Origin of the sequence: Methylobacterium mesophilicum SR1.6/6 (assembly GCF_000364445.2) — a bacterium.
GTDB classification, from domain to species: domain Bacteria; phylum Pseudomonadota; class Alphaproteobacteria; order Rhizobiales; family Beijerinckiaceae; genus Methylobacterium; species Methylobacterium mesophilicum_A.
Genome location: NZ_CP043538.1, coordinates 1405693 through 1428637, shown reverse-complemented (window position 1 = coordinate 1428637; position 22945 = coordinate 1405693). Strand labels below are relative to the sequence as shown.

Annotated in this window: 21 protein-coding genes and 1 tRNA gene; 12 read left to right on the top strand and 10 right to left on the bottom strand. The window is 70.6% G+C overall.

Translation table 11 applies throughout. From position 1 onward, the window contains the following. Nucleotides 1-276 precede the first annotated feature (276 nt). Nucleotides 277-792, bottom strand: coding sequence for a Fur family transcriptional regulator Irr (gene irr, locus MMSR116_RS06655; RefSeq protein ID WP_039892848.1), 516 nt, complete (start codon nucleotides 790-792; stop codon nucleotides 277-279). Between the two features lie 220 nt (nucleotides 793-1012). On the opposite strand from irr, the gene fabA reads away from it, so the two are divergent. The 5 genes from fabA (at nucleotide 1013) to MMSR116_RS06630 (ending at nucleotide 6307) form a co-directional block, all read left to right on the top strand. Next, nucleotides 1013-1549: a 3-hydroxyacyl-[acyl-carrier-protein] dehydratase FabA gene (fabA, locus tag MMSR116_RS06650; RefSeq protein WP_010683388.1), complete on the top strand. Its 537-nt coding sequence runs from the start codon at nucleotides 1013-1015 to the stop codon at nucleotides 1547-1549. 139 nt (nucleotides 1550-1688) lie between these two features. Next, entirely contained in the window at nucleotides 1689-2915 is a 1227-nt protein-coding gene (gene fabB / locus MMSR116_RS06645) for a beta-ketoacyl-ACP synthase I (protein ID WP_010683387.1), read from the top strand. 362 nt (nucleotides 2916-3277) lie between these two features. Beyond that, entirely contained in the window at nucleotides 3278-4108 is an 831-nt protein-coding gene (fabI, locus tag MMSR116_RS06640; RefSeq protein WP_010683385.1) for an enoyl-ACP reductase FabI, read from the top strand. A 403-nt stretch (nucleotides 4109-4511) separates the two neighbouring features. Continuing rightward, nucleotides 4512-4751, top strand: coding sequence for a hypothetical protein (locus MMSR116_RS06635; RefSeq protein WP_010683384.1), 240 nt, complete (start codon nucleotides 4512-4514; stop codon nucleotides 4749-4751). Between the two features lie 56 nt (nucleotides 4752-4807). Continuing rightward, a complete protein-coding gene (locus MMSR116_RS06630; protein ID WP_010683383.1) occupies nucleotides 4808-6307 on the top strand; it encodes a DUF6880 family protein in 1500 nt (499 codons plus the stop codon). A 27-nt stretch (nucleotides 6308-6334) separates the two neighbouring features. Here MMSR116_RS06630 and MMSR116_RS06625 read toward each other — a convergent pair whose 3' ends face one another. Further along, nucleotides 6335-6697, bottom strand: a complete 363-nt coding sequence (locus MMSR116_RS06625) for a DUF427 domain-containing protein (RefSeq protein ID WP_010683382.1) — start codon at nucleotides 6695-6697, stop codon at nucleotides 6335-6337. Further along, nucleotides 6694-7584, bottom strand: coding sequence for a class I SAM-dependent methyltransferase (locus MMSR116_RS06620; protein ID WP_010683381.1), 891 nt, complete (start codon nucleotides 7582-7584; stop codon nucleotides 6694-6696). Before MMSR116_RS06620 ends, MMSR116_RS06625 begins: the two co-directional genes overlap by 4 nt. A 180-nt stretch (nucleotides 7585-7764) precedes the next feature. Between MMSR116_RS06620 and MMSR116_RS06615 the strand changes: the two genes are divergently transcribed. Together MMSR116_RS06615 and MMSR116_RS06610 are read left to right on the top strand one after the other, a co-directional pair. Then, complete coding sequence (locus MMSR116_RS06615; protein ID WP_010683380.1) at nucleotides 7765-8001, top strand: hypothetical protein; 237 nt, start codon at nucleotides 7765-7767, stop codon at nucleotides 7999-8001. 28 nt (nucleotides 8002-8029) lie between these two features. Then, nucleotides 8030-8791 (top strand): ComF family protein, encoded by a 762-nt coding sequence (locus MMSR116_RS06610; RefSeq protein ID WP_010683379.1) that lies wholly within the window; start codon nucleotides 8030-8032, stop codon nucleotides 8789-8791. 10 nt (nucleotides 8792-8801) lie between these two features. Here MMSR116_RS06610 and MMSR116_RS06605 read toward each other — a convergent pair whose 3' ends face one another. Then, on the bottom strand, nucleotides 8802-9395 hold the full coding sequence (locus tag MMSR116_RS06605; RefSeq protein ID WP_010683378.1) for a GNAT family N-acetyltransferase: 594 nt from the start codon (nucleotides 9393-9395) through the stop codon (nucleotides 8802-8804). A 291-nt stretch (nucleotides 9396-9686) separates the two neighbouring features. Between MMSR116_RS06605 and zapE the strand changes: the two genes are divergently transcribed. Both zapE and MMSR116_RS06595 read left to right on the top strand, forming a co-directional pair. Further along, on the top strand, nucleotides 9687-10919 hold the full coding sequence (gene zapE, locus MMSR116_RS06600; protein ID WP_010683377.1) for a cell division protein ZapE: 1233 nt from the start codon (nucleotides 9687-9689) through the stop codon (nucleotides 10917-10919). Continuing rightward, nucleotides 10916-13867 (top strand): response regulator, encoded by a 2952-nt coding sequence (locus MMSR116_RS06595; RefSeq protein WP_039892843.1) that lies wholly within the window; start codon nucleotides 10916-10918, stop codon nucleotides 13865-13867. Before zapE ends, MMSR116_RS06595 begins: the two co-directional genes overlap by 4 nt. 48 nt (nucleotides 13868-13915) lie before the next feature. Here MMSR116_RS06595 and ubiB read toward each other — a convergent pair whose 3' ends face one another. The 4 genes from ubiB to MMSR116_RS06575 form a co-directional block, all read right to left on the bottom strand. Then, nucleotides 13916-15478 (bottom strand): 2-polyprenylphenol 6-hydroxylase, encoded by a 1563-nt coding sequence (ubiB, locus tag MMSR116_RS06590; RefSeq protein ID WP_010683375.1) that lies wholly within the window; start codon nucleotides 15476-15478, stop codon nucleotides 13916-13918. Between the two features lie 166 nt (nucleotides 15479-15644). Then, nucleotides 15645-16430, bottom strand: coding sequence for a bifunctional demethylmenaquinone methyltransferase/2-methoxy-6-polyprenyl-1,4-benzoquinol methylase UbiE (gene ubiE, locus MMSR116_RS06585; RefSeq protein WP_010683374.1), 786 nt, complete (start codon nucleotides 16428-16430; stop codon nucleotides 15645-15647). Nucleotides 16431-16543: 113 nt separating this feature from the next. Then, nucleotides 16544-17653 (bottom strand): 3-isopropylmalate dehydrogenase, encoded by a 1110-nt coding sequence (leuB, locus tag MMSR116_RS06580; RefSeq protein ID WP_010683373.1) that lies wholly within the window; start codon nucleotides 17651-17653, stop codon nucleotides 16544-16546. A 95-nt stretch (nucleotides 17654-17748) separates the two neighbouring features. Further along, the gene (locus tag MMSR116_RS06575) at nucleotides 17749-18465 is read right to left on the bottom strand and encodes a carbonic anhydrase (RefSeq protein WP_010683372.1); all 717 of its coding nucleotides are present in this window, start codon (nucleotides 18463-18465) and stop codon (nucleotides 17749-17751) included. Between the two features lie 218 nt (nucleotides 18466-18683). On the opposite strand from MMSR116_RS06575, the gene MMSR116_RS06570 reads away from it, so the two are divergent. The 3 genes from MMSR116_RS06570 to MMSR116_RS06560 all read left to right on the top strand — a co-directional run bounded on the left by MMSR116_RS06570 (nucleotide 18684) and on the right by MMSR116_RS06560 (nucleotide 21637). After that, entirely contained in the window at nucleotides 18684-19631 is a 948-nt protein-coding gene (locus MMSR116_RS06570; RefSeq protein ID WP_010683371.1) for a helix-turn-helix domain-containing protein, read from the top strand. 269 nt (nucleotides 19632-19900) lie between these two features. Next, complete coding sequence (locus tag MMSR116_RS06565) at nucleotides 19901-21463, top strand: 2-isopropylmalate synthase (RefSeq protein ID WP_010683370.1); 1563 nt, start codon at nucleotides 19901-19903, stop codon at nucleotides 21461-21463. A gap of 98 nt (nucleotides 21464-21561) precedes the next feature. Next, nucleotides 21562-21637 (top strand) — tRNA-Lys (locus MMSR116_RS06560). Nucleotides 21638-21685: 48 nt separating this feature from the next. On the opposite strand, the gene MMSR116_RS06555 is transcribed toward MMSR116_RS06560, so the two are convergent. Beyond that, entirely contained in the window at nucleotides 21686-22735 is a 1050-nt protein-coding gene (locus tag MMSR116_RS06555; RefSeq protein WP_010683369.1) for a tyrosine-type recombinase/integrase, read from the bottom strand. Beyond that, nucleotides 22707-22913, bottom strand: a complete 207-nt coding sequence (locus MMSR116_RS06550) for a hypothetical protein (protein WP_010683368.1) — start codon at nucleotides 22911-22913, stop codon at nucleotides 22707-22709. The genes MMSR116_RS06555 and MMSR116_RS06550 overlap by 29 nt, the downstream gene beginning before the upstream one ends. Between the last annotated feature and the right edge of the window lie 32 nt (nucleotides 22914-22945).

The following is a 22945-nucleotide window of genomic DNA, read 5'->3' as shown; positions in this document are numbered from 1 at the left end:
CGGAGCCCGGGATCCATAAACACCGCTGGATCAGGATCTGGTACCGTCGGCGGATCTGGAGTCCGGGCTCGGCTGCGGCGCCCCGGAATGACTGCGCGCGACCCTGATGTCGTAGACCATCGGCGTCCGGAGGACCCGGCTCAAGTCGCCGAACGGTCCGCCGTGACGATTTGTGCGGCGCCTCGCGCCTCAACGCTCTCCTGGCCGCGAAAAAACGAAGGCCCGGACGATGCCGGGCCTTGCAGCGATCCTGGTGATCTCGGAGCGCGGCGGGCGTCAGCCCTGGCGGCGACCCGCCGGACGGCTGCGGCGCAGGCGGACGATCACCTCGACGCCGGCGATCTCCATGCCCTCCGGCGCCTCGGGCAACGAATCGACCGTGATGCCGCAATCCGGCATGTCGATCACCTGGCTCTCGTCCTCGAGATAGAAGTGGTGGTGCTCGGTCGGATTGGTGTCGAAATAGGCCTTCGACCCGTCGAGCGCGAGCTGGCGCAGCAGGCCCGCCTCGGTGAACTGGTGCAGCGTGTTGTAGACCGTCGCCAGGGAGACCGGCACCTTCGCCCGCATCGCCTCGTCGTAGAGCATCTCGGCGGTCAGGTGGCGGTCGCCGCGGCCGAACAGCAGCCAGCCCAGCGACAGGCGCTGCCGCGTCGGCCGCAGGCCGGCCCGGCGCAGGCGGTCGCGCAGGTCGGAGAGCGGGCAGCCGCGGCGCGGTGTCCCGTTCGCCTCCAGCTGAGGGACGGGGACCCGCCCGTTGAAGACGGCCTGGAAGGGCACCGGTTCGGACATCGCTGGACTGAACGCTCGACAAGGGGCCTGGGGAACGGACGTCTCGACAGTATATGAGACCGGGCAGGCTGTCGCAACCCGAGTGTTGCTGCGCCGCATCGACGGCGGTTGACGGCTTTGACGGTGCGGCGGCCCGTGTTAACCCCCGCGCCTCCGCAAGGGCGAGCGACATCGCCCGCGAACGCGCCGTGCGCGCCAGCCCGAGGAAACAGCCACAGCAATGCCGCCAGACGCCGAGAAACCCGCGCAGAGCGCGAGCCGCCAGTCGCACTACTCCTATGAGGAACTCCTGGCTTGCGGGCGCGGCGAACTCTTCGGGCCCGGCAACGCGCAGCTGCCGCTGCCGCCCATGCTGATGTTCGACCGGATCACATCGATCGCGGCTGACGGCGGCGCCCACGGCAAGGGGCACGTGACGGCCGAGCTCGATATCCGGCCCGACCTCTGGTTCTTTCCCTGCCACTTCCAGGGTGACCCCGTGATGCCGGGTTGCCTCGGGCTCGATGCCCTGTGGCAGATGCTCGGCTTCCATCTCGGCTGGCTCGGCTCGCCGGGCCGGGGCCGCGCCCTCGGCGTGGGCGAGGTGAAGCTCGCCGGCCAGGTCCTGCCGACGATCAAGAAGGTCGTCTACAATGTCGACGTGAAGCGGGTCCGCCAGGGCAAGCTCGTCCTCGGCATCGGCGACGGCTGGCTCGAGGCCGACGGCGAGCGGGTGTACCAGGTCCAGGACATGCGGGTCGGCCTGTTCCAGAGCTGAGCCGGCGCCGCAGGGCCTCCGTTTCTGGCCCAGCTGCAACGCCGAGCGCTTTCGGCTGTTGAGATTGTGTCCGCGTCACCTTAGCTGACCGGGACGCGCCGCGGGCGACCGCGGCCGCGACGGAGGTAGTGTCACCATCATGCGCCGTGTCGTCATCACCGGGATGGGCATCGTCTCGTCCATCGGCAACAACACGCAGGAGGTGCTCGCCTCCCTGCGCGAGGCCCGCTCGGGCATCGCGCGCGACGCCAGCTACGCCGAGCACGGCTTCCGCAGCCAGGTGTCCGGCGCGCCCAACCTCGACCCGGAGGGCGTTGTCGACCGGCGCGCCATGCGCTTCCACGGCGGTGGCACCGCCTGGAATCACGTCGCCATGGACCAGGCGATCCAGGATGCGGGTCTGGACGCGGGCGACATCTCGAACGAGCGCACCGGCATCATCATGGGCTCGGGCGGGCCCTCGACCCGGGTGATCGTGGAAGCCGCCGCCATCGCCCGCGACAAGGGCCCGAAGCGGATCGGCCCGTTCGCCGTGCCGAAGGCGATGTCGTCCACAGCCTCGGCGACGCTGGCGACGTGGTTCAAGATCCGCGGCGTGAACTACTCGATCTCGTCGGCCTGCGCGACGTCGAATCACTGCATCGGCAACGCCGCCGAGATCATCCAGGGCGGCCGGCAGGACATCATCTTCGCCGGCGGCTGCGAGGACCTGGACTGGACCCTGTCGGTGCTGTTCGACGCGATGGGCGCCATGTCGTCGAAGTTCAACGACACGCCGTCCCGCGCCTCCCGGGCCTACGACGCCGCCCGCGACGGCTTCGTCATCGCGGGCGGAGCCGGCGTGCTGGTGCTGGAGGAGCTGGAGCACGCCAAGGCTCGCGGCGCCCGGATCTACGGCGAGGTCGCGGGCTACGGCGCCACGTCGGACGGCCACGACATGGTCGCGCCGTCGGGCGAGGGTGCCGTGCGCTGCATGCGCCAGGCTCTGGACGGCCTGAAGGGCGCGCGGATCGACTACATCAACCCGCACGCGACCTCGACGCCCGTGGGCGACGACAAGGAGATCGAAGCGATCCGCGAGGTGTTCGGTCGCGGGGACGCCTGTCCGCCGATCTCGGCAACGAAGTCCCTGACCGGTCATTCTCTGGGCGCCACGGGGGTCCAGGAGGCGATCTACAGCCTGCTGATGATGAACAACGGCTTCATCTGCGAGAGCGCGCATATCGACGAGCTCGATCCCGCCTTCGCCGACATGCCGATCCTGCGCGAGCGCCGGGACGGCGCCCAGCTCGGCCACGTCCTGACCAACTCCTTCGGGTTCGGCGGGACCAACGCCACGCTGGTCCTGAAGCACGTGGACGCCTGAGCGCGGCCGGTGGAACCGGCCGAACGGGGGACGCGTTTACCGGTCGTTGAGAATCGGTGATGGCGATGGGCACCTTCATCCTGGGAACCCTGGGCGGGCTGATGATCGCGGGCTGTGCCGCGATCTACGCGAAGCAGGCGCTCATCGACGAGGCGCAGGCGCACACCGACGGCCATTTCTGAGCCACGCCGCGTCCCGCGACCGCCCCGCCAACCGGCGGGGCTTTTTTTTGCCGCGCGATCGGTGTGGACCGGTTTGGCGCGTGCGGCCAGCCGCGTTAAGGCTCAGCGCCGCGGTTTGGACGATCGTCCCGCGGCCCGCCTCCGTTCCGGAGCGGCGTGCTCGTTCAGGATAGGGTCGGCATGACAGGTTTGATGGCGGGTCGGCGCGGCCTGATCATGGGCGTCGCCAACGATCACTCGATCGCCTGGGGCATCGCCAAGGCGCTGCACGCGGAGGGCGCGCGCCTCGCCTTCACGTACCAGGGGGAAGCCCTGGGCCGGCGCGTGGCCCCCCTCGCCGCCAAGCTCGACTCGGACATCGTCCTCCCCTGCGATGTGGAGGACCTAGCCTCCGTCGACGCGGTCTTCGACGCCCTCGACGCGCGCTTCGACGGCGGGCTCGATTTCGTCGTCCACGCCATCGGATTCTCCGACAAGGCGCAGCTCAAGGGCCGCTACGTCGACGTGACGACGCGCGAGAACTTCGTGCGGACCATGACGATCTCGTGCTTCTCGTTCACCGAGATCGCGCAGCGCGCGGCCAAGCGGATGGCGCCGGGGGGGGCGCTGCTGACGCTGACCTATGGCGGCGCGACGCGCGTGATGCCGAACTACAACGTGATGGGCGTGGCCAAGGCGGCGCTGGAAGCCTCGGTACGCTACCTCGCCACAGATCTCGGGCCGAACGGGATCCGGGTGAACGCGCTCTCGGCCGGCCCGATGCGGACGCTGGCCGGTGCCGGCATCGCCGACGCGCGGCTGATGTTCAACCACCAGCGGGCCCACGCGCCGCTGAGGCGCACGGTCAGCCTGGAGGATGTCGGCGGCTCGGCCCTGTACCTGCTGTCACCGCTCTCGGGCGGCGTCACCGGCGAGGTCCACTTCGTGGATGCCGGCTACAACATCATCTCGATGCCGCGCCCGGACGTGCTCCAGGCGCAGGACGAGGCCGGCGTCGTCGGAGACGCCTGAGGGAAGGACGTCACTCCTCCGGGATCCGTCCCGGGGGCAGGGGTCCCGAACGGACGACGCCGCGCTCGCCGCGGCCGTCCCGCCGCTGCCGCTCGGCGCGCAGGTCCTCAACCGAGGGCGATGCCGACGGATAGTTGGACGCGAACGGGTTCGGGGGCGCCCCCGCCCGGATCCGCCGAAGAGCTTATCCAGGAATCCTTCCTCGGCGCGGGCCGGGACCGAGGACAGGAGGAGCGCTAGGGCGAGGATCGGTCGAAGCTGCATCATGGTCGCCTGCATGCCGGGATGCCGCACCGATAGCCGCACTTTCCGGCGGATCGGAGGCCGGAGCGCGCGCCCCCTGGAACCGCGGCGCGTCCGGCGGGTTCGCGCTCAACGGTACTGGGCGCGTTCAGGAGGCGTGATGTCCGAGGTTACCTATCGCATCGTCGAGCACGACGGCGGCTTCGCCTACAAGGTCGGCGACGTCTTCTCCGAGACCTTCCCGAGCCGTGAGGAGGCACTGCAGGCGGCCCAGGCGGCGGCGGCGGAACAGCAGGTGCCCGGCTCGACGGAAGGCATCCGCTACCAGGACCAGGCCGGCGGCTGGCACGACGAGACCGCGCAGGGGAACGACCGCCCGCGCGCCAAGGTGGTGGACTGATCTCAGACGGGCGAGGCGTTCGTGCCGGATCTGGCGCATCGACGGGGGCGGCGGTCTTGGCGCGGGCGCGCCGGGTGACGGCGGCGGGCGCGAAGGCGCCCGCCCTTCCGAAGGGCGCCCGGCGCACGACGCCCTCGCCCGAGACCCTGGCGGCCCTCGGGCCGGACCGCCTCATCGACCTGATCCTCGGCGAGACGGCGCGCAACCCCACCTTCAAGAAGCTGGTGAGCGCGGCTCTCGCGTCGCTCCAGGGTCCGGACGCCGTGGCGGCGATCGTGGATCGGCGCCTGACGGCCCTCGAAGGCGCGCAAGGCTACATCGACTGGCAGAAGCGGCGCGCCTTCGCGGCCGATCTCAACGCCCTGGTGACGGTGATCCTCACCGAGTTGCGCCCCCTGGATCCCGGTGCGGCCCTGGACCGCCTCCGACGTTTCCTCGACGGTGCCGACGCCGTGCTCAACCGCGTCGACGACGGCAACGGCACGGTCCAGGGCATCTTCGACCGCGCCAGCGTCGCCTTCGTGAAGATCGCGGGCGCGCTTCCGGCAGCAGAGGCGGAGCGGGTGGCGCTCGGCCTCGTCGCCGGCTTCGCGGCCGATCCGCTCGGCCCGCTCGGCGTCGTCCTCGCCGACGTGATCCCGCGGCTGCCCACGGACGCGCTCGCCGACATCGACGCGCAGCTGGCCGCATCGGACGCCGTGACGGGCAAGGGCGGCGATCCGCGGAAGGCTGCGACGCACCATCGTCAGGCGGCCCGGATCCAGATCCTGCGCCTGCGGCAGGCCATCGCCGACCGGCGCGGCGATCCGGATGCCTTCATCGCCCTGGAGCGCGCGATGCTGCCGGGCCGCGAGAACCGCGCGGAGATCGGCCGCCGCCTCCTCGCCGCGAAAAGGCCTGCGGAAGCGCTGGACTGGATCCGGCGCATGCAAGATCCGGGGCTGCGCCTCGCCACCCGGGCCGACCTCATCGCCGGCTTCGACCCGCGCGGCCCCGAACGCGAGCGGCAGGCGTTGGAGATCGAGATCCTCGACGCCCTGGATCGCACCGACGAGGCGCAGGCGCTGCGCTGGACGCGATTCGAGCGCGAACTCGATGCGCCGATGCTGCGCACCTACCTCGCCAAGCTCCCGGATTTCGAGGACGAGGAGGCGCTCCAGCGTGCCCTGGACCTCGCCGAGGCCTTTCCGCAACCCCATCGGGCGCTGGCGTTCCTGGTCGGCTGGCCGGACCTGAACCGCGCCGCCCGGCTGGTGATCGCGCGCCCCTCGGTCTGGCAGGGCGACCAATACGCCTTGCTGGCCCCGGCCGCGGACGCCCTGGCGTCGCACCATCCCGTCGCCGCGACGATCCTCTATCGACGGCTTCTCGACGGCATCCTTGAGGGCGGCCGGAGCGCCGCCTACACGCACGCGGCGCGCTACCTCCTGGAACTCGACGGCTTGGCGGGTCGGCTGGAGACGGGCGCGGTCAATCCCGAGCCGGGAGCGTACCGCGAGCGGCTGCGGCGCGACCACGGCCGCAAGCACGCCTTCTGGGGCCTCGTCCGGGACTGAGGCTCCGCTCCAGCGCCCGATCCTTCCTCAATCCGTGACCTCGATGGCGTCGACGCGGTCCGGATAGAACGCCACGTGATCCCGAATGTCCGCGACGGCCGGGTACGGGTCCTCGTAGCTCCACACGGCGTCTGGGCGACGGGTCGCGCCGACCGCAAGGTCGAAATAGCGGGCATCACCCTTGTAGGGGCAGTGGCTGCTCCGTGCCGACGCGACGAAGCTCTCCGCCCGGATATCCGCCCGCGGCACGTAGAACACCGCCGGATACCGGCCCTCCTCGAGGCGCAGGGCGTTGCGCGTGTCGGCGACCGCCACGCCGGCGACGAGCACGCGGACGCGCCGCTTTTCGGGGGTGATGGTGATGGGATGGTCCGGTCCGGGCAGCTTCATGGCGTTCCTCCGCTCTCGGGCTTCAATTCCACCGTCCCGAGGGCGTCGGCGAGCCGCGCCTGCGCGCTCCCGGGCCTGAGCGGCTTCTGCTGACTCTCATGCGGCACCCACCCCGAGAGCCACAGCACCTCGAACGTCGCCCGCACACGCCCGTCCGGATCGGAGAACCGCTCGGCGTAGATCTCCGCGGCGCGCAGGAGCGTCGTCCGGCGCAGGGGTGTGCGGCGGCGCTCGGTGAGGACGTTGGTCATGCCCATGGCGCGCAGGTCGCGCATGAGCCCGAAGGGGTCGGCGTAGCGGACCGTGAGCGTGTCGGTGTCGGCGACCGGGAGCGCGAATCCGGCCCGCTGCAGGAGGGCTCCGGCCTCGCGGACGGCGGCGAAGGGCGCGACCCGTGGGCTGATGCCGCCCTCGACCTCGCTCTCGGCCTGGCCGAAGCTCTGGCGCAATTCCGTGAGGCTGGCACCGCCGAGCAGGCATCCGATGAACAGGCCGTCCGGCCGGAGCGCACGCCGCAGCTGGATCAGGGTCCCCGGCAGGTCGTTGACGGCGTGGAGGGCGAGCAAAGACACCGCCAGGTCGAGGCTGCCGGGGGCGAGGGGCAACAGCTCCGGATCGCCGACGATCAGGCCGCCCTCGGGGCCTGGCAGGGGCGCGAGCCGGAGATGCCTAGCGTCGGGATAGCGGGCGGCGAGCCGGCGCGCGGCGGCCGCCGTCGGGGTGGCGAGATCGACCACCGTCGGGAAGCTGCGCAGCACGGCACCCAGCCGGTCGTCGAGGTCCTCGGCGAGCCTGTCGAGCAGGAACCCGGCGAAGCCGCCGCGTTCGGCGCGGGCGAGGCGGTGGCGGGCGAGGGCGGTGTCGAACAGGGTGGCCGGTGCGTCCATCGCGCTGGAGATGGCATTCCCGACAGGCCACCGCCAGCATCACTGGTGGAGAAACCGCGCGCTCGCGAGACGCCGCGCGCACGGACGCGTGAGCCCGCCTAAAATCATGGAACGACTCGGCAGCGTCGCTGTTCCTGCTGCAACTGGTCCTACGGCCGAGATTGATCTGGAGCACCCACCATGAAGCGCATGTTGTTCGGCGCTGCCCTGGCCGTTGCCGCCCTCACCGCCGCGGGCGGCGCCGAGGCGAAGGGCTGCATCAAGGGCGCCATCGTCGGCGGCATCGCCGGCCACTATGCCGGCCACCACGGCCTTGTGGGAGCCGCGGCCGGCTGCGCCATCGGGCGCCACCGGGCCAATGCCCGCGCCCGCCAGGAGCGGATGGATTCGCAGGCCCGTCCCGTCTCGGCCCGCTGAGCCACGAGCGGACGGCGTCCCCGCCCCGGTGACGGCGGCTCGCGCCGTCGCCGCGACCCTGCGCAGCGTGCCGCGCGGGCTTCTCGCGCTGATCTATCCGCCGAGCTGCGCGGGCTGCGGCGGTGCGGTCGCCGATCCCGGCGCCCTGTGCCCGATCTGCTGGTCGGGCCTGCGCCTGATCGAGGAGCCGGTCTGCCAACGCTACGGCACTCCGTTCGCCGCGGACCTGGGTGTCGGGCCGCTGCTGTCGCCCCGGGCCATCGCCGAGCCGCCGGCCTACGGTCGGGGTCGCGCCGTCGCCCTCTATGACGGCGCCGCCCGCCGGCTGGTCCACCGGCTGAAATACGAGGACCGCCTCGACCTCGCCGGCGTGATGGCGCGGATGATGGCGGCGAGCGGGCGAGCCCTGATCGCCGAGGCCGACTGTCTCGTTCCGGTCCCCCTCCATCGCGGGCGCCTGTGGCGCCGTCGCTTCAACCAGGCGGCGCTCCTTGCGACGATCATCGCCCGCGACACCGGCCGCGCCTGCGTGCCGACCGCCCTGGTGCGCGTGCGCGCGACCCGTCCGCAGGTCGGTCTCAGCCGAGCGGCGCGTGCCGAGAACCTCAGCGGCGCGTTCCGGGTGATTCCCGCCGAGGCGCATCGGCTCAGCGGCAGGCGAATCCTGCTGATCGACGACGTGACGACCACCGGGGCCACCGGCAACGCCGCCGCCCGGGCGCTGCTGCGCGCCGGGGCGGCCTCCGTCGATCTCCTGACCTTCGCGCTGGTGGGCGATACCGCCGGGTGATCGTCCCGGGTCAGGCCGGCGCGCCGCCCCGCGTCGGGAAGCTCACCGCCACGGAGAAGTCGAAGGCCTCCGCGATGCCCTCGTACCAGAGCGAGAACGGCGTCGGCCGCGCGAGGTGCAGGGCGCCCTCGACTTCGCTGCCGGCGTGCTGGAGCGCCGCCCCCTGCTTCGCCGCGAGCCGCAGCATCGGGCCGTTGCCCGAGAGGCAGCGCACGTGCAGATCCACGACGCCGCGGTGCCGGGCCGAGCGGGCGATCCGCGCGAACAGGTCCGCACCGATCCCCCGACGCCGAAAGGCCGCCTCCACGGCGAAGGCTGCCTCCGCAGCCGGGCCGAGGGTGTAAGGCGAACGGCAGGCCCCCATCGGCCGGAGTTCGCCGAGCCCGCGCAGCACACCGTCCACGAAGGCGCCGTACAGGACGCCCTCGGCGGTGACCGCATGCGCGGCATAGGCCCGCACGCCGGCCTCGCTGACGTTGCCCATGAAGCGGCTCGCCCGGGTTTCGGGGTCCAGCCGCAGGAAATAGTCGAGGACCGCGATGCGGTCGGCCGGCCAGAGGCGCCGGATGCTGTGGGCCGGCACGTCTCGCGCTTGAACGGCCATGGTGGGTCTCCGGTCTGAGCGCGCAGCCGCGCTGGGTGATCCGGACGTTCCTCCCCAGAGACGCCGCCGGTTTGGCAGCTTCCTCCCCATTGTGCAATGCAGCAGGACTGCGAAGGGTCCTCGAACGTACCTGCCATGCGCGACGGCGATGGGACGCTTCCGCGCCGCTGTTCGGCGCCAGACTTGATTCGGGCCGAGCTTGCGCGTCACAGGGTTGGGATCCGGGTCGCGGCGCCGACACGGGAAACGGTGCCGGTCGGGCGCCGCGGGAAGCTGCGAGGGACCGGCGGCGTGAACGAGAGATCCGGCAAGCATCACGCCCCCTCGCCGGAGGCCCGGGCCAGCGCGGTCTCGCCCGGCCCTGTCCACGAGCGCTACGAGGCGCTGGTCTCCGGCGGATCCATCGAGCGCGATCCCGCGCAGACGCGGCTGGTGCGCGCCCTCGACCGGCTGATCCAGGATCTCCAGCGCCAGAAGCGCGCCAGCAAGACCAGCGCCCTCGGCTGGCTGTTCCGCCGCAAGGACGAGGCGGAGCCGCCCAGGGGCCTCTACATCTGGGGCTCGGTCGGGCGCGGCAAGACCATGCTGATGGACCTGTTCCACGAGGCGGCCCCGGAGCCGAAGCGGCGGGTCCACTTCCACGGATTCCTGGCCGATGCGCACGAGCGCATCCACGCCTACCGGCAGGCGCTCAAGGCGGGCACGGTCAAGGGCGACGACCCGATCGGCCCGGTGGCCGACCAGCTCGCCGACGAGGCGACCCTGCTGTGCTTCGACGAGTTCACCGTCACCGATATCGCCGACGCGATGATCCTGGGCCGTCTGTTCGGCCACCTGTTCCGCCGCGGCGTCACCGTGGTGGCGACCTCCAACGTCGAGCCGGACCGCCTCTACGAGGGCGGCCTGAACCGGGCGCTGTTCCTCCCCTTCGTCGCGACGCTGAAGGAGCGGGTCGAGGTCATCCGCCTCGATGCGCGGACCGACTTCCGCCTGGAGAAGCTCGGCGGCGCGGCCGTGTACCACGTGCCGGCCGACGACGGTGCCCGCGCGGCCCTCGACGCCGCGTTCAAGGGGCTGACCGGCAGGGCGCGGGGCCGGTCCGCGACCATCAAGGTCCACGGCCGGGACGTGGACATCCCCGAGGAGGCGAGCGGCGTCGCCCGGTTCGCTTTCGACGATCTGTGCCGCAAGCCGCTCGGCGCCTCCGACTACATGGCACTGGCCCGCGCCTTCCACACGCTGATCCTCGACGGCATCCCGGTGATGCACGAGGCCGACCGGAACGAGGCCAAGCGGTTCATCACCCTGGTCGACACGCTCTACGACCGGCACGTGAAGCTGGTCGCCTCGGCGGCGGCCGAGGCACAGGATCTCTACACCGCGCAGACGGGCCGCGAGGCCTTCGAGTTCGACCGGACCGTCTCGCGGCTGATCGAGATGCGCTCCCGGGAGTACCTCGCCCTGCCGCATGGCCGGCCGGATTCCGAGGCGTCCGGCGCCAGCACCGGGCTGGTGGAAACGTGAGCGGCGCGCCGGGCGGCGGATCCATCTTCGGCCTGCGGCGCCGGAACTGGCGCGGCGCCGGCCCCCTCGGGCCGCTCCTCGGATCGCCCGTGGCGTTCCTGCTCCTCGTCGTGGCCCTGGCGACCGGCACGGCGAACTACCTTGCCGGCGAGGCCGATCGCGCGGCCACCGCCCGGACGAACGCCACCATCGCGGGCGTCGAGCGGCTGATCTCCGAGGTCAAGGATCTGGAGACCGGGGAGCGGGGCTTCGTGCTGGTCGGCAGCGAGGATTACCTGGCCCCTTACACGACGGCCCTGTCCCGGATCGAGACCGAACTGTCGAGCCTCGGCTCGGCGGCGCAGGAGCCGGTTCGGCTGGGCGGCCCGTCGCTGGCCGGCTTGATCGCGCGCAAGCGCGACTTCGCGGCCCGGGTGATCGCGGCGCGCCGGGACCAGGGGTTCGACGCCGCCACCGATCTGGTCCGGACCGGCGAGGGCAAGCGCGTGATGGACGCGATTCGCACCGAGGCCGCCGCGCGCCAAGCCTCCGCCGCGCAGGACCTCGCCGCGTTGCAGGACCGGGAGTACCGGCGCGGGCTGATCCTGTTCCTGCTCTCCGGGGCGTCGGCCCTGGGCGCGATAGTCCTGCTCGCGCGCCTCGCCCTGGTCCGGCGCCAGGAATCCCTGCGGATGTCGCGGCTTCTCGACGGCGTGCTGGCCAACGCGCCGGTGGGCCTGGGCTTCCTCGACCGCGACCTGAAGATCCGGCACATGAATCGGGCGCTCGCCACCATGAGCGAGCGGGGATTCGGGGCCGATCTCGGGGTGCCGATCTGGGCGATGCTGCCGACGCTGCGCGAGGAGCTGGGGCCCAAGCTCGCCGCGGCGCTGCGCGAGGGCCTCGTCTCGCCCGACGTGCCGGTGGCCGTTCCGGCCCCATCCGCCCCGGGGGGCGTGCGGCAGTTCTCGATGAGCTTCTATCCGCTTCGCGGTGCCGCCGACGGGCCCGGCCAGGAAGTCGAGGGCGTCGGCCTCGTGGTGGTCGACGAAACCATCCGTCACCTTGCGGAAGCCCGGCTGCGCCGCAGCGAGGAGCGCTTCCGCTCGCTGATCGAGGCCAGCGCGGCCATCGTCTGGACCGCGGATCCCCAGGGCAGCCTGCACCGGCGCCAGAGCGCCTGGAGCCGCTTCACCGGCCAGGACGAGGCGGCCTATTCCGGGGTCGGCTTCCTGGATGCCGTCCATCCCGAGGATCGCGAGCACACCCGGGTGGCGTGGGCGGACGCGCTCGGGAGCCTCAGACCCTACGCCACCGAGCACCGCATCCGCGCGGCCTCCGGCGCCTACCGGCACATGAGCGTGCGGGCTATCCCGATCCTCGAATCGGACGGGACGCTCCGCGAATGGGTCGGCACCCACACCGACATCACCGAGCGGAAGGAGGCCGAGGCGGCGATCGAGGCGGCACGGGAGGCCGCGGAGGCGGCCAACGCCGCCAAGAGCCAGTTCCTGGCCAACATGAGCCACGAGCTGCGCACGCCCCTCTCGGCGGTGATCGGCTATTCCGAGATGGTCCAGGAGGAGCTGGAGGATCTCGACGCCGTCGACCTCATCGCCGACATGAAGAAGATCGAGGCCAACGCCCGCCATCTGCTCGGGCTCATCAACGACGTGTTGGACATCTCGAAGATCGAGGCCGACCGCATCGAGATCTACGCGGAGGATTTCGACGTCGCCGCGATCGTCCGCGACGTCGCCGCCAGCGTGGACGGACTCATCGCCAAGAAGGGCAACACCCTGGCGCTGACCCTCGGGGACGACCTTGGCACGGCCCGCACCGACGTCACCAAAGTGCGCCAGTGCCTGATCAACCTCCTGAGCAACGCCGCGAAATTCACCCAGGACGGTCGAATCGAACTACGGGTGGACCGGGCCGGCGAGGCCCTGCGCTTCTCCATCGCCGATACCGGGATCGGCATGACGCAGGAGCAGGTGAGCAAGCTGTTCGAGCGCTTCACCCAGGCCGATGCCTCGACCACCCGGCGGTTCGGCGGCACCGGGCTCGGCCTCGCGATCAGCCGCGCCTTCGCGGAGATGCTCGGGGGCGCCATCGCCGTGGAGAGCCGGGAAGGGCAGGGCACCACATTCACGCTGACGCTTCCGGCTCGGTTCCGGGGCGCGGACGAGGAGCTGGCCCAGGAGCCCGAACGCGAAACGGGACAGGCGAGGCCGATCCTGATCGTCGATGACGACGCGTCGACCCGCGACCTCCTCGCCCGCTTCCTGGAGCGGGAAGGTTTTGCGGTCGCGATCGCCGAGGACGGACGGCGCGGCCTGGATCTCGCCAGGCGCCTGCGCCCCCAGGCCGTGCTCCTCGACGTCACCATGCCGCATATGGACGGCTGGTCCGTGTTGCGGGCGCTGCGGGCCGACCCCGAGATCGGTGCCACGCCGATCGTGATGGTGACCGTTCTGGACGAGCAGAGCCTTGCCTTCTCGCTGGGCGCGACCGACTACCTGCAGAAGCCGATCGACTGGGGCGGCCTGCGCCAGATCGTCGACCGGTTCCGGCCGGCGGCGAGCGACGGCCCGATCCTCGTGGTCGACGACGAGGCGGACGTGCGCGGGCATCTCTGCGCCTATCTCGGCCGGGAGGGCTTTTCGGTAGCAGAGGCCGAGAATGGATTGCGGGCGCTGGATGCCGTGACGGCCCGGCGCCCGTGCCTCGTCCTCCTCGACCTGATGATGCCTGAGATGGACGGCTTCGGCTTCCTGCGCGCGCTCCGCGCCCGGCCGGACTGCCGCGACGTACCGGTGGTGGTGCTCACCGCCAAGGACATCACCGCGGACGATCGCCGACGCCTGGCCGGGCAGGCCGACCGGGTGTTGGCAAAAGGGACGACGGGGCTCGGCGAGCTGGCCCGGGAACTGCGCGCCCTGGTGCCGGCCCTGGCCGACGCCGGCTGAACCCGCCCGCGAAGACGGCGGTTCCAGGATCGTTGGCCGAAGGCGGTGTCAGAGCCCTCGGAACGCCATCATCAAGGCGCCGATGGCGATGCCCCACAGGGCGAGCGTCGACCAGATCGCCCGGTAGCGCTCGTTGCGGGCGAACCGCTCCAGACGTCGCGCATCGCCGGTGCCGCTCTCGTCGAGGCGCACCAGCACGCGCTTCAGCCGCATCGCGAGATCGGGGATGTCGCCGACCACGTCGGAGACCACCCGCAGGGCCTCCAGGCCGCTCTGGGCCCGGCCCACCGGCCCCATGTTCCGGGCGATCCAGGCGCGCACCACCGGCTCGGCCGTGGTCCACATGTCCAGGCGCGGATCGAGCGAGCGCGCCACGCCCTCGACCACCACCATGGTCTTCTGGAGCATCACCAGTTCGGTCCGGGTGCTCATGTCGAACAGGGCCGTGACGTCGAACAGGAGCGTGAGTACCTTGGCCATGGAGATCTCGTCGGCCCGGCGCTGGTGGATCGGCTCGCCGATCGCCCGGATCGCCTGCGCGAAATCCTCCACGGAGTGGTGGGCCGGCACGTAGCCCGCCTCGAAATGGACCTTCGCCACCCGGCGGTAATCGCGCAGGATGAAGCCGAGCAGGATCTCGGCGAGGAACCGGCGCTCGTTCGGCCCGAGCCGGCCCATGATGCCGAAATCCACCGCCACCAGCCGGCCCTCGGCGTCGACCAGCAGGTTCCCCTGGTGCATGTCGGCGTGGAAGAAGCCGTCGCGGATCGCCTGTCGCAGGAAGCTCTGGATCACCGTCCGCCCGATCGTCTCGGGATCGTGCCCCTGGGCGGCGAGTTCCGCCGCGCTGTGGAGACGCGTCCCCTCGATCCACTCCGCGGAGAGAACCTCGCGGGCGGTCAACTCCCATTCGGGTCTCGGGACCCGGAAGTCGGCATCGTTCTTGGTGTTCTCCGCGAGTTCGGAGGCGGCCGCCGCCTCCAGGCGGAAGTCCATCTCCATCATCACGGAGCGGGCGAGGATCTCCACCACCTCGCGGGGCCGGAGCCGCTCGGCATGCGGGGACAGCGCGTTGACCACCCGGGCCATGAAGCGCATGACCTCGAGGTCGCGCATGAAGCGCTCACGGACGCCGGGCCGCATCACCTTCACGGCCAGCGCGCGCTGCGTGCCGTCCGGATCCTGCACGACCGCCTTGTGGACCTGCGCGATGGAGGCGGCGGCGATCGGCTCGCTGAACGAGACGAACAGCGCGCTCACGGGCTTGCCGAAGGCAGCCTCGACGGTGCGCAGGGCGACCTCCTGCGGAAAGGGCGGCACCCGGTCCTGCAGCTTCTCCAGGTCGAAGGCCGCCCGCATGCCGACGATGTCGGGGCGCGTCGCGAGGAACTGGCCGAACTTGACGTAGGACGGGCCGAGGCGGGTCATGGCCGCCGACAGCCGGGCGGCGCCGTCATCGAGGCCCGGCCGCTCGAGGGACCGCCCGATCCGCAGGGCGAGGCGCAGGTGCGGCGGCAGCTCCGAGGGATCGGCGAAGGCCAATGCGCCCTCTCGGGCGAGCACGAAGCCGACCTTCGCGCCGCGGACGAGGTTGATGACGGCGCTGATCATGGACCCGGTGCTCCGAAGCCGATTCGTATAGCGGCCCACTCCTCCCCCTTGTGGGGAGGAGCCGGAGGTGGGGGTGGTGCAGGATGGGGCGTTGCGGTGCCACCTGCGACACCCCCACCCCTGACCCCTCCCCACAAGGGGGAGGGGAAGAAGCTGCCGGCCAAGATCAGGTGACCTTCCAGCCCGAATGGATCGCCACGATCCCACCGGAGAGCGGCCGGTCGGTGACGTGGCGGAAGCCGGCGCGCTCGATCATGCCCGCGAAGGCGCCGCGCGTCGGGAACTTCCGGATCGACTCCACCAGATAGCGATAGGACTCAGCGTCCCCGGCCACGCGGGCGCCGATGCGCGGGATCACGTTGAAGGAATAGGCGTCGTAGATCCGGTCGAGCAGCGGGACGTCGACGGCGGAGAATTCGAGGCAGAGGAAGCGGCCGCCCGGCTTCAGAACGCGCCGCGCCTCGGCCAGCGCCGCATCGATCCGCGGCACGTTCCGGATGCCGAAGGCGATCGTGTAGGCGTCGAAGGCGGCGTCGGGCAGTGGCAGCGCCTCGGCGTTGCCGGTCACGAAGGCGATGCGGTCGCCGACCTCGTCGATCTTGCGGTCTCGCGCGCGTTCCGCGCCGACCCGCAGCATCGACTCGTTGATGTCGAGCACCGTGACTCGGGTCCGCGGGCCGCCCGCGGCCAGGACCCGGAACGCCACGTCGCCGGTGCCGCCGGCCACGTCGAGATGCGCGAAGGCCCGGTTCTGCGGCGGCCGCAGCATCGAGACGAGCTGCGCCTTCCAGGCCCGGTGAAGCCCGGCCGACATCAGGTCGTTCATGATGTCGTAGCGGCGGGCGACCGAGTGGAAGACGCTGTCGACGCGCCCCTGCTTCTCGTCGAGCGCCACGCGCTCGAAGCCGAAATCCGCGCTCGCGCGCTCAGACGCCCCGTCTCCGGCCTTCATGACGCTCCCGTTCCTCGATCGGCGCGTCATAACGGAGGTCGGGCCCGACCGCCATGCGTCGAAACACGCGGGTGGGGATCAATCCCGGTGCATCGACGCGCTGGCGGCGTGGCTCAGCCGGCGCGCGCCCGCAGCGCATCCGCCACCGCCGACGCCATCGCGCGGGTGCCCATCGGGTTCGCACCCTCACCGGCGATGTCGGCGGTGCGGGCGCCGCCCGCGAGCGCATCCGTAATGGCGCCGTCGAGGGCGTCGGCGGCGTCGCCGAGGCCGAACGAGTAGCGCAGGCACATGGCGAGCGAACCGATCATGGCGATCGGGTTGGCCTTGTCCTGGCCGGCGATGTCGGGGGCCGAGCCGTGGACCGGCTCGTAGAGCGCCCGGCGCAGGCCGCTCGAGTCCACCGCCCCGAGCGAGGCCGAGGGCAGCATGCCCAGCGATCCGGTGAGCATGGCGGCGATGTCGGACAGGACGTCGCCGAACAGGTTGTCGGTGACCAGCACGTCGAACTGCTTCGGCCGGCGCACGAGCTGCATGGCGCAGTTGTCGGCCAGGATGTGCTCCAGCTGCAGCTCGGCGTAATGCTCCGCGTGCACCTTCGTCACGACCTCCTTCCAGAGGACGCCGGACTTCATCACGTTGTGCTTCTCGGCCGACGCGACGCGGCCGGAACGCTTGCCGGCGAGGTCGAAGGCCACATGGGCGATCCGCTCGATCTCACCGGTCGTGTAGACCTGGGTGTCGACCGCGCGCTTCGAGCCGTCCTCCAGCGTGGTGATCTCCTTCGGCTCGCCGAAATAGACGCCGCCGGTGAGCTCGCGCACGATCATGATGTCGAGGCCCTCGACCAGCTCGCGCTTCAGCGCCGAAGCCTCCGCCAGCGCCGGGTAGCAGATCGCCGGGCGCAGGTTGGCGAAGAGGTCGAGTTCCTTGCGCAGGCGCAGCAGACCGGCTTCCGGGCGGTTCTCGTAGGCGACGCCGGCCCATTTCGGGCCGCCCACGGCGCCGAGGAGGATGGCGTCCGCCGCCTTGGCGCGCTCCAGGGTCGCGTCGGCCAGCGGGCTGCCATGGGCGTCGAGGGCGCAGCCGCCGACGAGGTCGGTCTCGGTCTCGAAGGTGGCGAGACCGGTCGCCTTGAGGGTGTCGAGCACGACCTGCATGCCGGCCGCGACCTCCGGGCCGATCCCGTCACCGGGGAGGAGCAGGAGCTTGTAGCTGGCCATGGACGGTCTCGCGGGTTCGGTCTCGACGTGCCGGCGGGCTTTATCGAGGCCGGACCGCCGTTGGCAAGGTACCCGATCCCGCGCCCGCGCGTTCGTCAGAGCAGCCGGACCCGGCCGGTGGCGATGTCGTAGAAGCCGCCGACGACCTTCACCTGCCCAGTGGCGACCCGCTCGGCGAGGATCGGCCCGGCCTGCTCCAGGCGACGGACCGCGTGCCGGACGTTCTGCGCGATGGCTTCGGCGAGGGGATCCCGCGCGCTCGCCTTCGCGGCGAGGTCCACCGCCGGGCGAATCGCGTCGATCAGCGCCGGGAGATGGCCGGGCAGGGTGGCCTCGGTCTTCATGACGTCGATCGTCGCCTTGACGGCCCCGCAATCCGAGTGGCCGAGCACGAGGATCAGCGGGGCGCCCAGCACCTGCACGCCGTATTCCAGGCTGGCGAGGCCGTCGGTGTTCACGAAGTTGCCCGCCACGCGGACAACGAACAGGTCGCCCGGCCCCTGATCGAACACGAAGTCCGGCGCGACCCGGGCATCGGCGCAGCCCACGATGCAGGCGATCGGGTGCTGCGCGCTGGTACGCGCGGCCCGTCCGGCCGAGAAATCCCGGTTGGCGGGCGCGTTGGCCACGTAGCGCGCATTGCCTTCGAGCAGCCGCGCGAGCGCGCTGTCCGGGCCGATGGCGTTCGGGCGCGGCGCCTCGTCGGCCGCTACGGCGGACAGGGGCTTGGCGGAAGCGGCCGCGACGGCGCCGACCGCCGCAGCGGACAGCAGGCGGCGGCGCGAGAGGAAGGACACATGCCGATCGCACATGGCGGTAGCTCCGTTGGACATCCGTACCGGCCGGGTTCGGGCCTGCAGAACGCGGTTGTTCCGCGGCGGACGCGCAGCGAACCGGGTGCCGGTTCAAGCAATTGCCTCTTATCCTCGGCACTGCTTAACCACAGAGTCCAAACTTTGCAGAGAACGCTCGACGGGCACGGCCATTCGCGTCGGATCTGATCGAATGAACCACGCCCGATGATTCAGACATGACGGATCATGATATTCTCGAACGCTCCTCAGAGATCATAAAGCACGAAAAATTTTGCTCTTCTGTAGCTGAGTATTGCCATTCAGCAGTCGCTCCCTCCGAGATCGTCTGGCCGGTCCACAAGATGTTGAATCAGGCCGGCCGCTATCTGGTCTCGTTCATGCTGGTCCACAACGATTACGCGCAGCGCCGCCACGGCGGCCCGCGCCCGACCCTCACCGCCCTGCAGGCGACGGTCGGGTCCAGTCCCCGCCAGACCGCGGCCTTCGTGGCCACGCTGAAAGCGGCCCGCCTGGTGGGCGTCGAGACGGATCCCGACGACGGACGCGTGAAGCATCTGCGGGCGACTCCGGCGCTCGTCACCGAGATCGGACGGTCCGCACGCCTCTTCGTGGCGGCCATGGACTTTCTCGCGGCGAGATGCCCGGGCCGTGCGCGAGCGCTGGAGCATCCGGACCGCCTCGGCGACCTGATCTGCCGGTCCGCCGCGCACGTCCTGCGCCACGGCATGCTGACCGATCCGTTCCCGCGGATCTTCCGGCTCACCGGCCGGGACTGCGGCTATCCGCTGCTCACCGCCATCGTGGGCGCGCACTACGCGGCCGCGGTTTCGGACGCCCCAGCACCCCTCCCGCTGAGCCTGCGCGGCCTCGCTGACCGACTGGGGGTGTCCCGCGCGCATGTCGGCAACCTCCTCCGGGAGGCGGACGAAGCCGGATGGTTCCGAACGGGCGACCGGCGGCTGACGCACCTCGATCCGTCGCTGCTGGAAGAATTCGAACTCTGGGCCGCCTGCCAGATGATCTTCTACGACGACCTCGCCGGCGAGATCTGCGCCGAGGCCAGCGTCGAGGCGGGCGTCGAGGCGGCAGAGCCTCCCGAGCGTGCCGGTCTCGCTTGTGTTCCGGCGGTTCCGGAGATACCTACGGGCAGTGCCGCGCCGTGAGATCATCCCGCGCAGGCCGCCGAGAGGAGAGACGAGCCTTGGCCAGAGCCGGCTCAGCGCCCGAGACCGCCCGCGCCGCCAAGACGGCGCCGTGGTCGCGTGCGCGCCGCGCCGGGCTCGCTCTTCCGCTTCTGCTTACCCGCCCCTGAGGGCCGTCCGGGCGCGCGCCTGGGCCTTCAGGGGAGTTCTTCCATTCGCGAATCCGCCCCATCGGGCACCACGCCGCGCCGCGCCATTCTGAGCCGGGCGGCCCGCGACAGGGTAACGCCATGACCTCGACCTCCAGCACCGCCCGCGACCGCATCCTGATCTTCGACACCACGCTGCGCGACGGCGAGCAGTGCCCCGGCGCCACCATGACCTTCGACGAGAAGCTCGCGGTGGCCGAACTGCTCGACACGATGGGCGTCGACATCATCGAGGCCGGATTCCCGATCGCCTCGATCGGCGACTTCGAGGCCGTCTCGGAGATCGCCCGCCGGACCAAGCGCGCGACCATCGCGGGTCTGGCCCGCGCGATCCCCGCCGACATCGCCCGGGCCGGCGAGGCCGTGCGGCACGCCCGGCGCGCGCGGATCCACACCTTCGTGTCGACCTCGCCGATCCACCTCGCGCACCAGATGCGCAAGAGCCAGGATGAGGTGATCGAGATCATCCTCAAGACCGTGGCGCAGGCCCGCGACCTCGTCGACGACGTGGAGTGGTCGGCCATGGACGCGACCCGCACGCCGATCGACTATCTGTGCCGCTGCGTCGAGGCGGCGATCAAGGCCGGGGCCACCACGATCAACCTGCCCGACACGGTGGGCTACGCCACGCCCTCAGAATACCGGGACATGTTCGCGAACGTGCGCGAGCGGGTGCCGAACGCCGACAAGGCGGTGTTCTCGGTGCATTGCCACAACGACCTGGGTCTTGCGATCGCGAACTCCCTGGCGGGCATCGAGGGCGGCGCCCGGCAGGTGGAGTGCACGATCAACGGCATCGGCGAGCGTGCCGGCAACGCCGCGCTCGAAGAGATCGTGATGGCCTTGCGCACCCGCGCCGATGTGCTGCCCTACGAGACCGGTGTCGAGACGACCATGCTGACCCGCGCCTCGAAGCTCGTGAGCCATGCCACGAACTTCCCCGTGCAGTTCAACAAGGCGATCGTCGGCCGCAACGCCTTCGCGCACGAGAGCGGCATCCACCAGGACGGCATGCTCAAGAACGCCGAGACCTACGAGATTATGACGCCGGCCTCGGTGGGCCTGACCAAGACGTCCCTGGTGATGGGCAAGCATTCTGGACGGGCTGCGTTCCGCTCCAAGCTTGAGGATCTCGGCCTGCACCTGTCCGACAACCAGTTCCAGGACGCGTTCGAGCGGTTCAAGGCGTTGGCCGACCGCAAGAAGCACGTCTACGACGAGGATATCGAAGCGCTGGTCGACGAGAACCTCGCCACGGCCCACGACCGGATCCGGCTGGTTTCCCTGTCGGTTATCGCCGGCACCCGCGGGCCGCAGCGGGCCACCCTGCGCATCGCCGACGAGACTGGCACGCGGATCGAGGAGGCGGACGGCAACGGGCCTGTGGACGCGGTGTTCAACGCGATCTCCGCGCTGGTGCCGCATCAGGCTCAGCTGGAGCTTTATCAGGTCCACGCCGTGACGGGCGGCACCGACGCGCAGGCGGAGGTCTCCGTGCGTCTGCGCGACGGCGATCGCAGCGTCACCGCCCGCGGCGCCGATCCGGACACGCTGGTCGCCTCGGCGAAGGCGTATCTCTCGGCGTTGAACAAGCTCGCAGCCCATGCGGTGCGCGTGCATGCGCAGCATGCCGCTGCGGAATGAGAAAATCGCCGGTCGGGGGTGGACAGCCCCCGGCCGCGTTGGTATCAGCCAGCCACCCCAGCGGACTTGGTGGCCGCCGGGCGATCGCAGAAGCGATCGGGCGCATAGCTCAGTTGGTAGAGCAGCTGACTCTTAATCAGCGGGTCCTAGGTTCGAACCCTAGTGCGCCCACCATCTAACTCTCTGATTAGCTGGGACTTTTTCTCGAGTTTGCTAGAACAGCTACACTCGGTCGGGGGCTCGGTCGGGAAGTTTCGTTCTGGCTTCGAGCCTTCTGATCGCCTCCTGGGCCATCGCCGGATCGCGGTGCAGGTAATGGCTGTCCAAGATCGCATCCACATCTCGGAGCGAGTGCCCGGTCAGCGTCGCGATCTCCGCAGAGGAAGCCCCCGCCATGGCGAGGCGACTCACGGCCGTGCCGCGCAGGTCGTGAAAAGTTAGACCCGTGATGCCGGCAGCGAAGCATGCCTTGCGCCACGAGGTTCGAAAGCCGTCGCTCGTCCAGGATCGGCCGTCCGAGTTCAGCAGGATCATCCCGCTGGTGCGCGGCATAGCATCTAGGGCGGCTTTTAGAGGAGCTCCGACAGGCACGTAAACACGCGCACCGGTCTTCTGCTGCGTCAGCCGGATTGCGGCGCCGTCGTAGGCAGCCCAGGGCAACCGGAGCAGGTCTCCCTGGCGCTGTCCCGTCCACAGGGCGAGGATCAGAGCAAGATGCAGGTGGGCCGGCGCGGAGGCGAGGAAGCGAGCCTCATCGTCATCGCTCCACACCTTGTCGGCGCGGCTGGCCCTGTAGAGCCGACCACCCCTCTCGCAAGGATTGGCGAGGACCAAGCCGCGGTCAATCGCCCAGGACAGGATCCGCGCGAGTACGGCCCAGGCGTAATCCGCCCCCCGACGAGAGCGCATCGCCAACCGGTCGCGCCAGGCCATAAACTCGCCGCGCGTCCTCTTGTCAGAGAGCGCGCTGAGTGGGAAATCTTCAAACTCGGCGTCGATCATTCTGATGTACCGGACGTAATCCCGGCGGGTCGCCACACTCAGCGAGCGGAAGGCGTCACTGGCTTGGAAGCGCCTCAACACCGATGAGAGCGTATCCGCGGCGGTCTGCGAGTGACGCGACACCGCTTCCTGATAGCACGACATAAACTCGGGCGTACCTGGCTCGCCCTTGAGGCGGGGGCCGCCCTTGTACGCGTAGAAGTAGGTGCGCCAAGTACCATCGGCGAGGCGCTTGCGCTTGCTATTGAGGCCTTTCAGTCGCACGCGCATCGCGCTTGGCCCTCCATACGTCGAGCGGATTGGCAGAGTCCGATTTCGTCGGCTGCCCGGAGTGGATCACGACCTTGTCGGGCGAGATTTCAAGGCCGGTGACCTTGAGGCCGGCAGCCTGCATGCCGGCCACAGCACGTGTGATGGCAGTCTTTGTGAAACTCTTGCGGCGCGACATGCTCAGCCCTCAATCGGCACCCTAAGAGACAG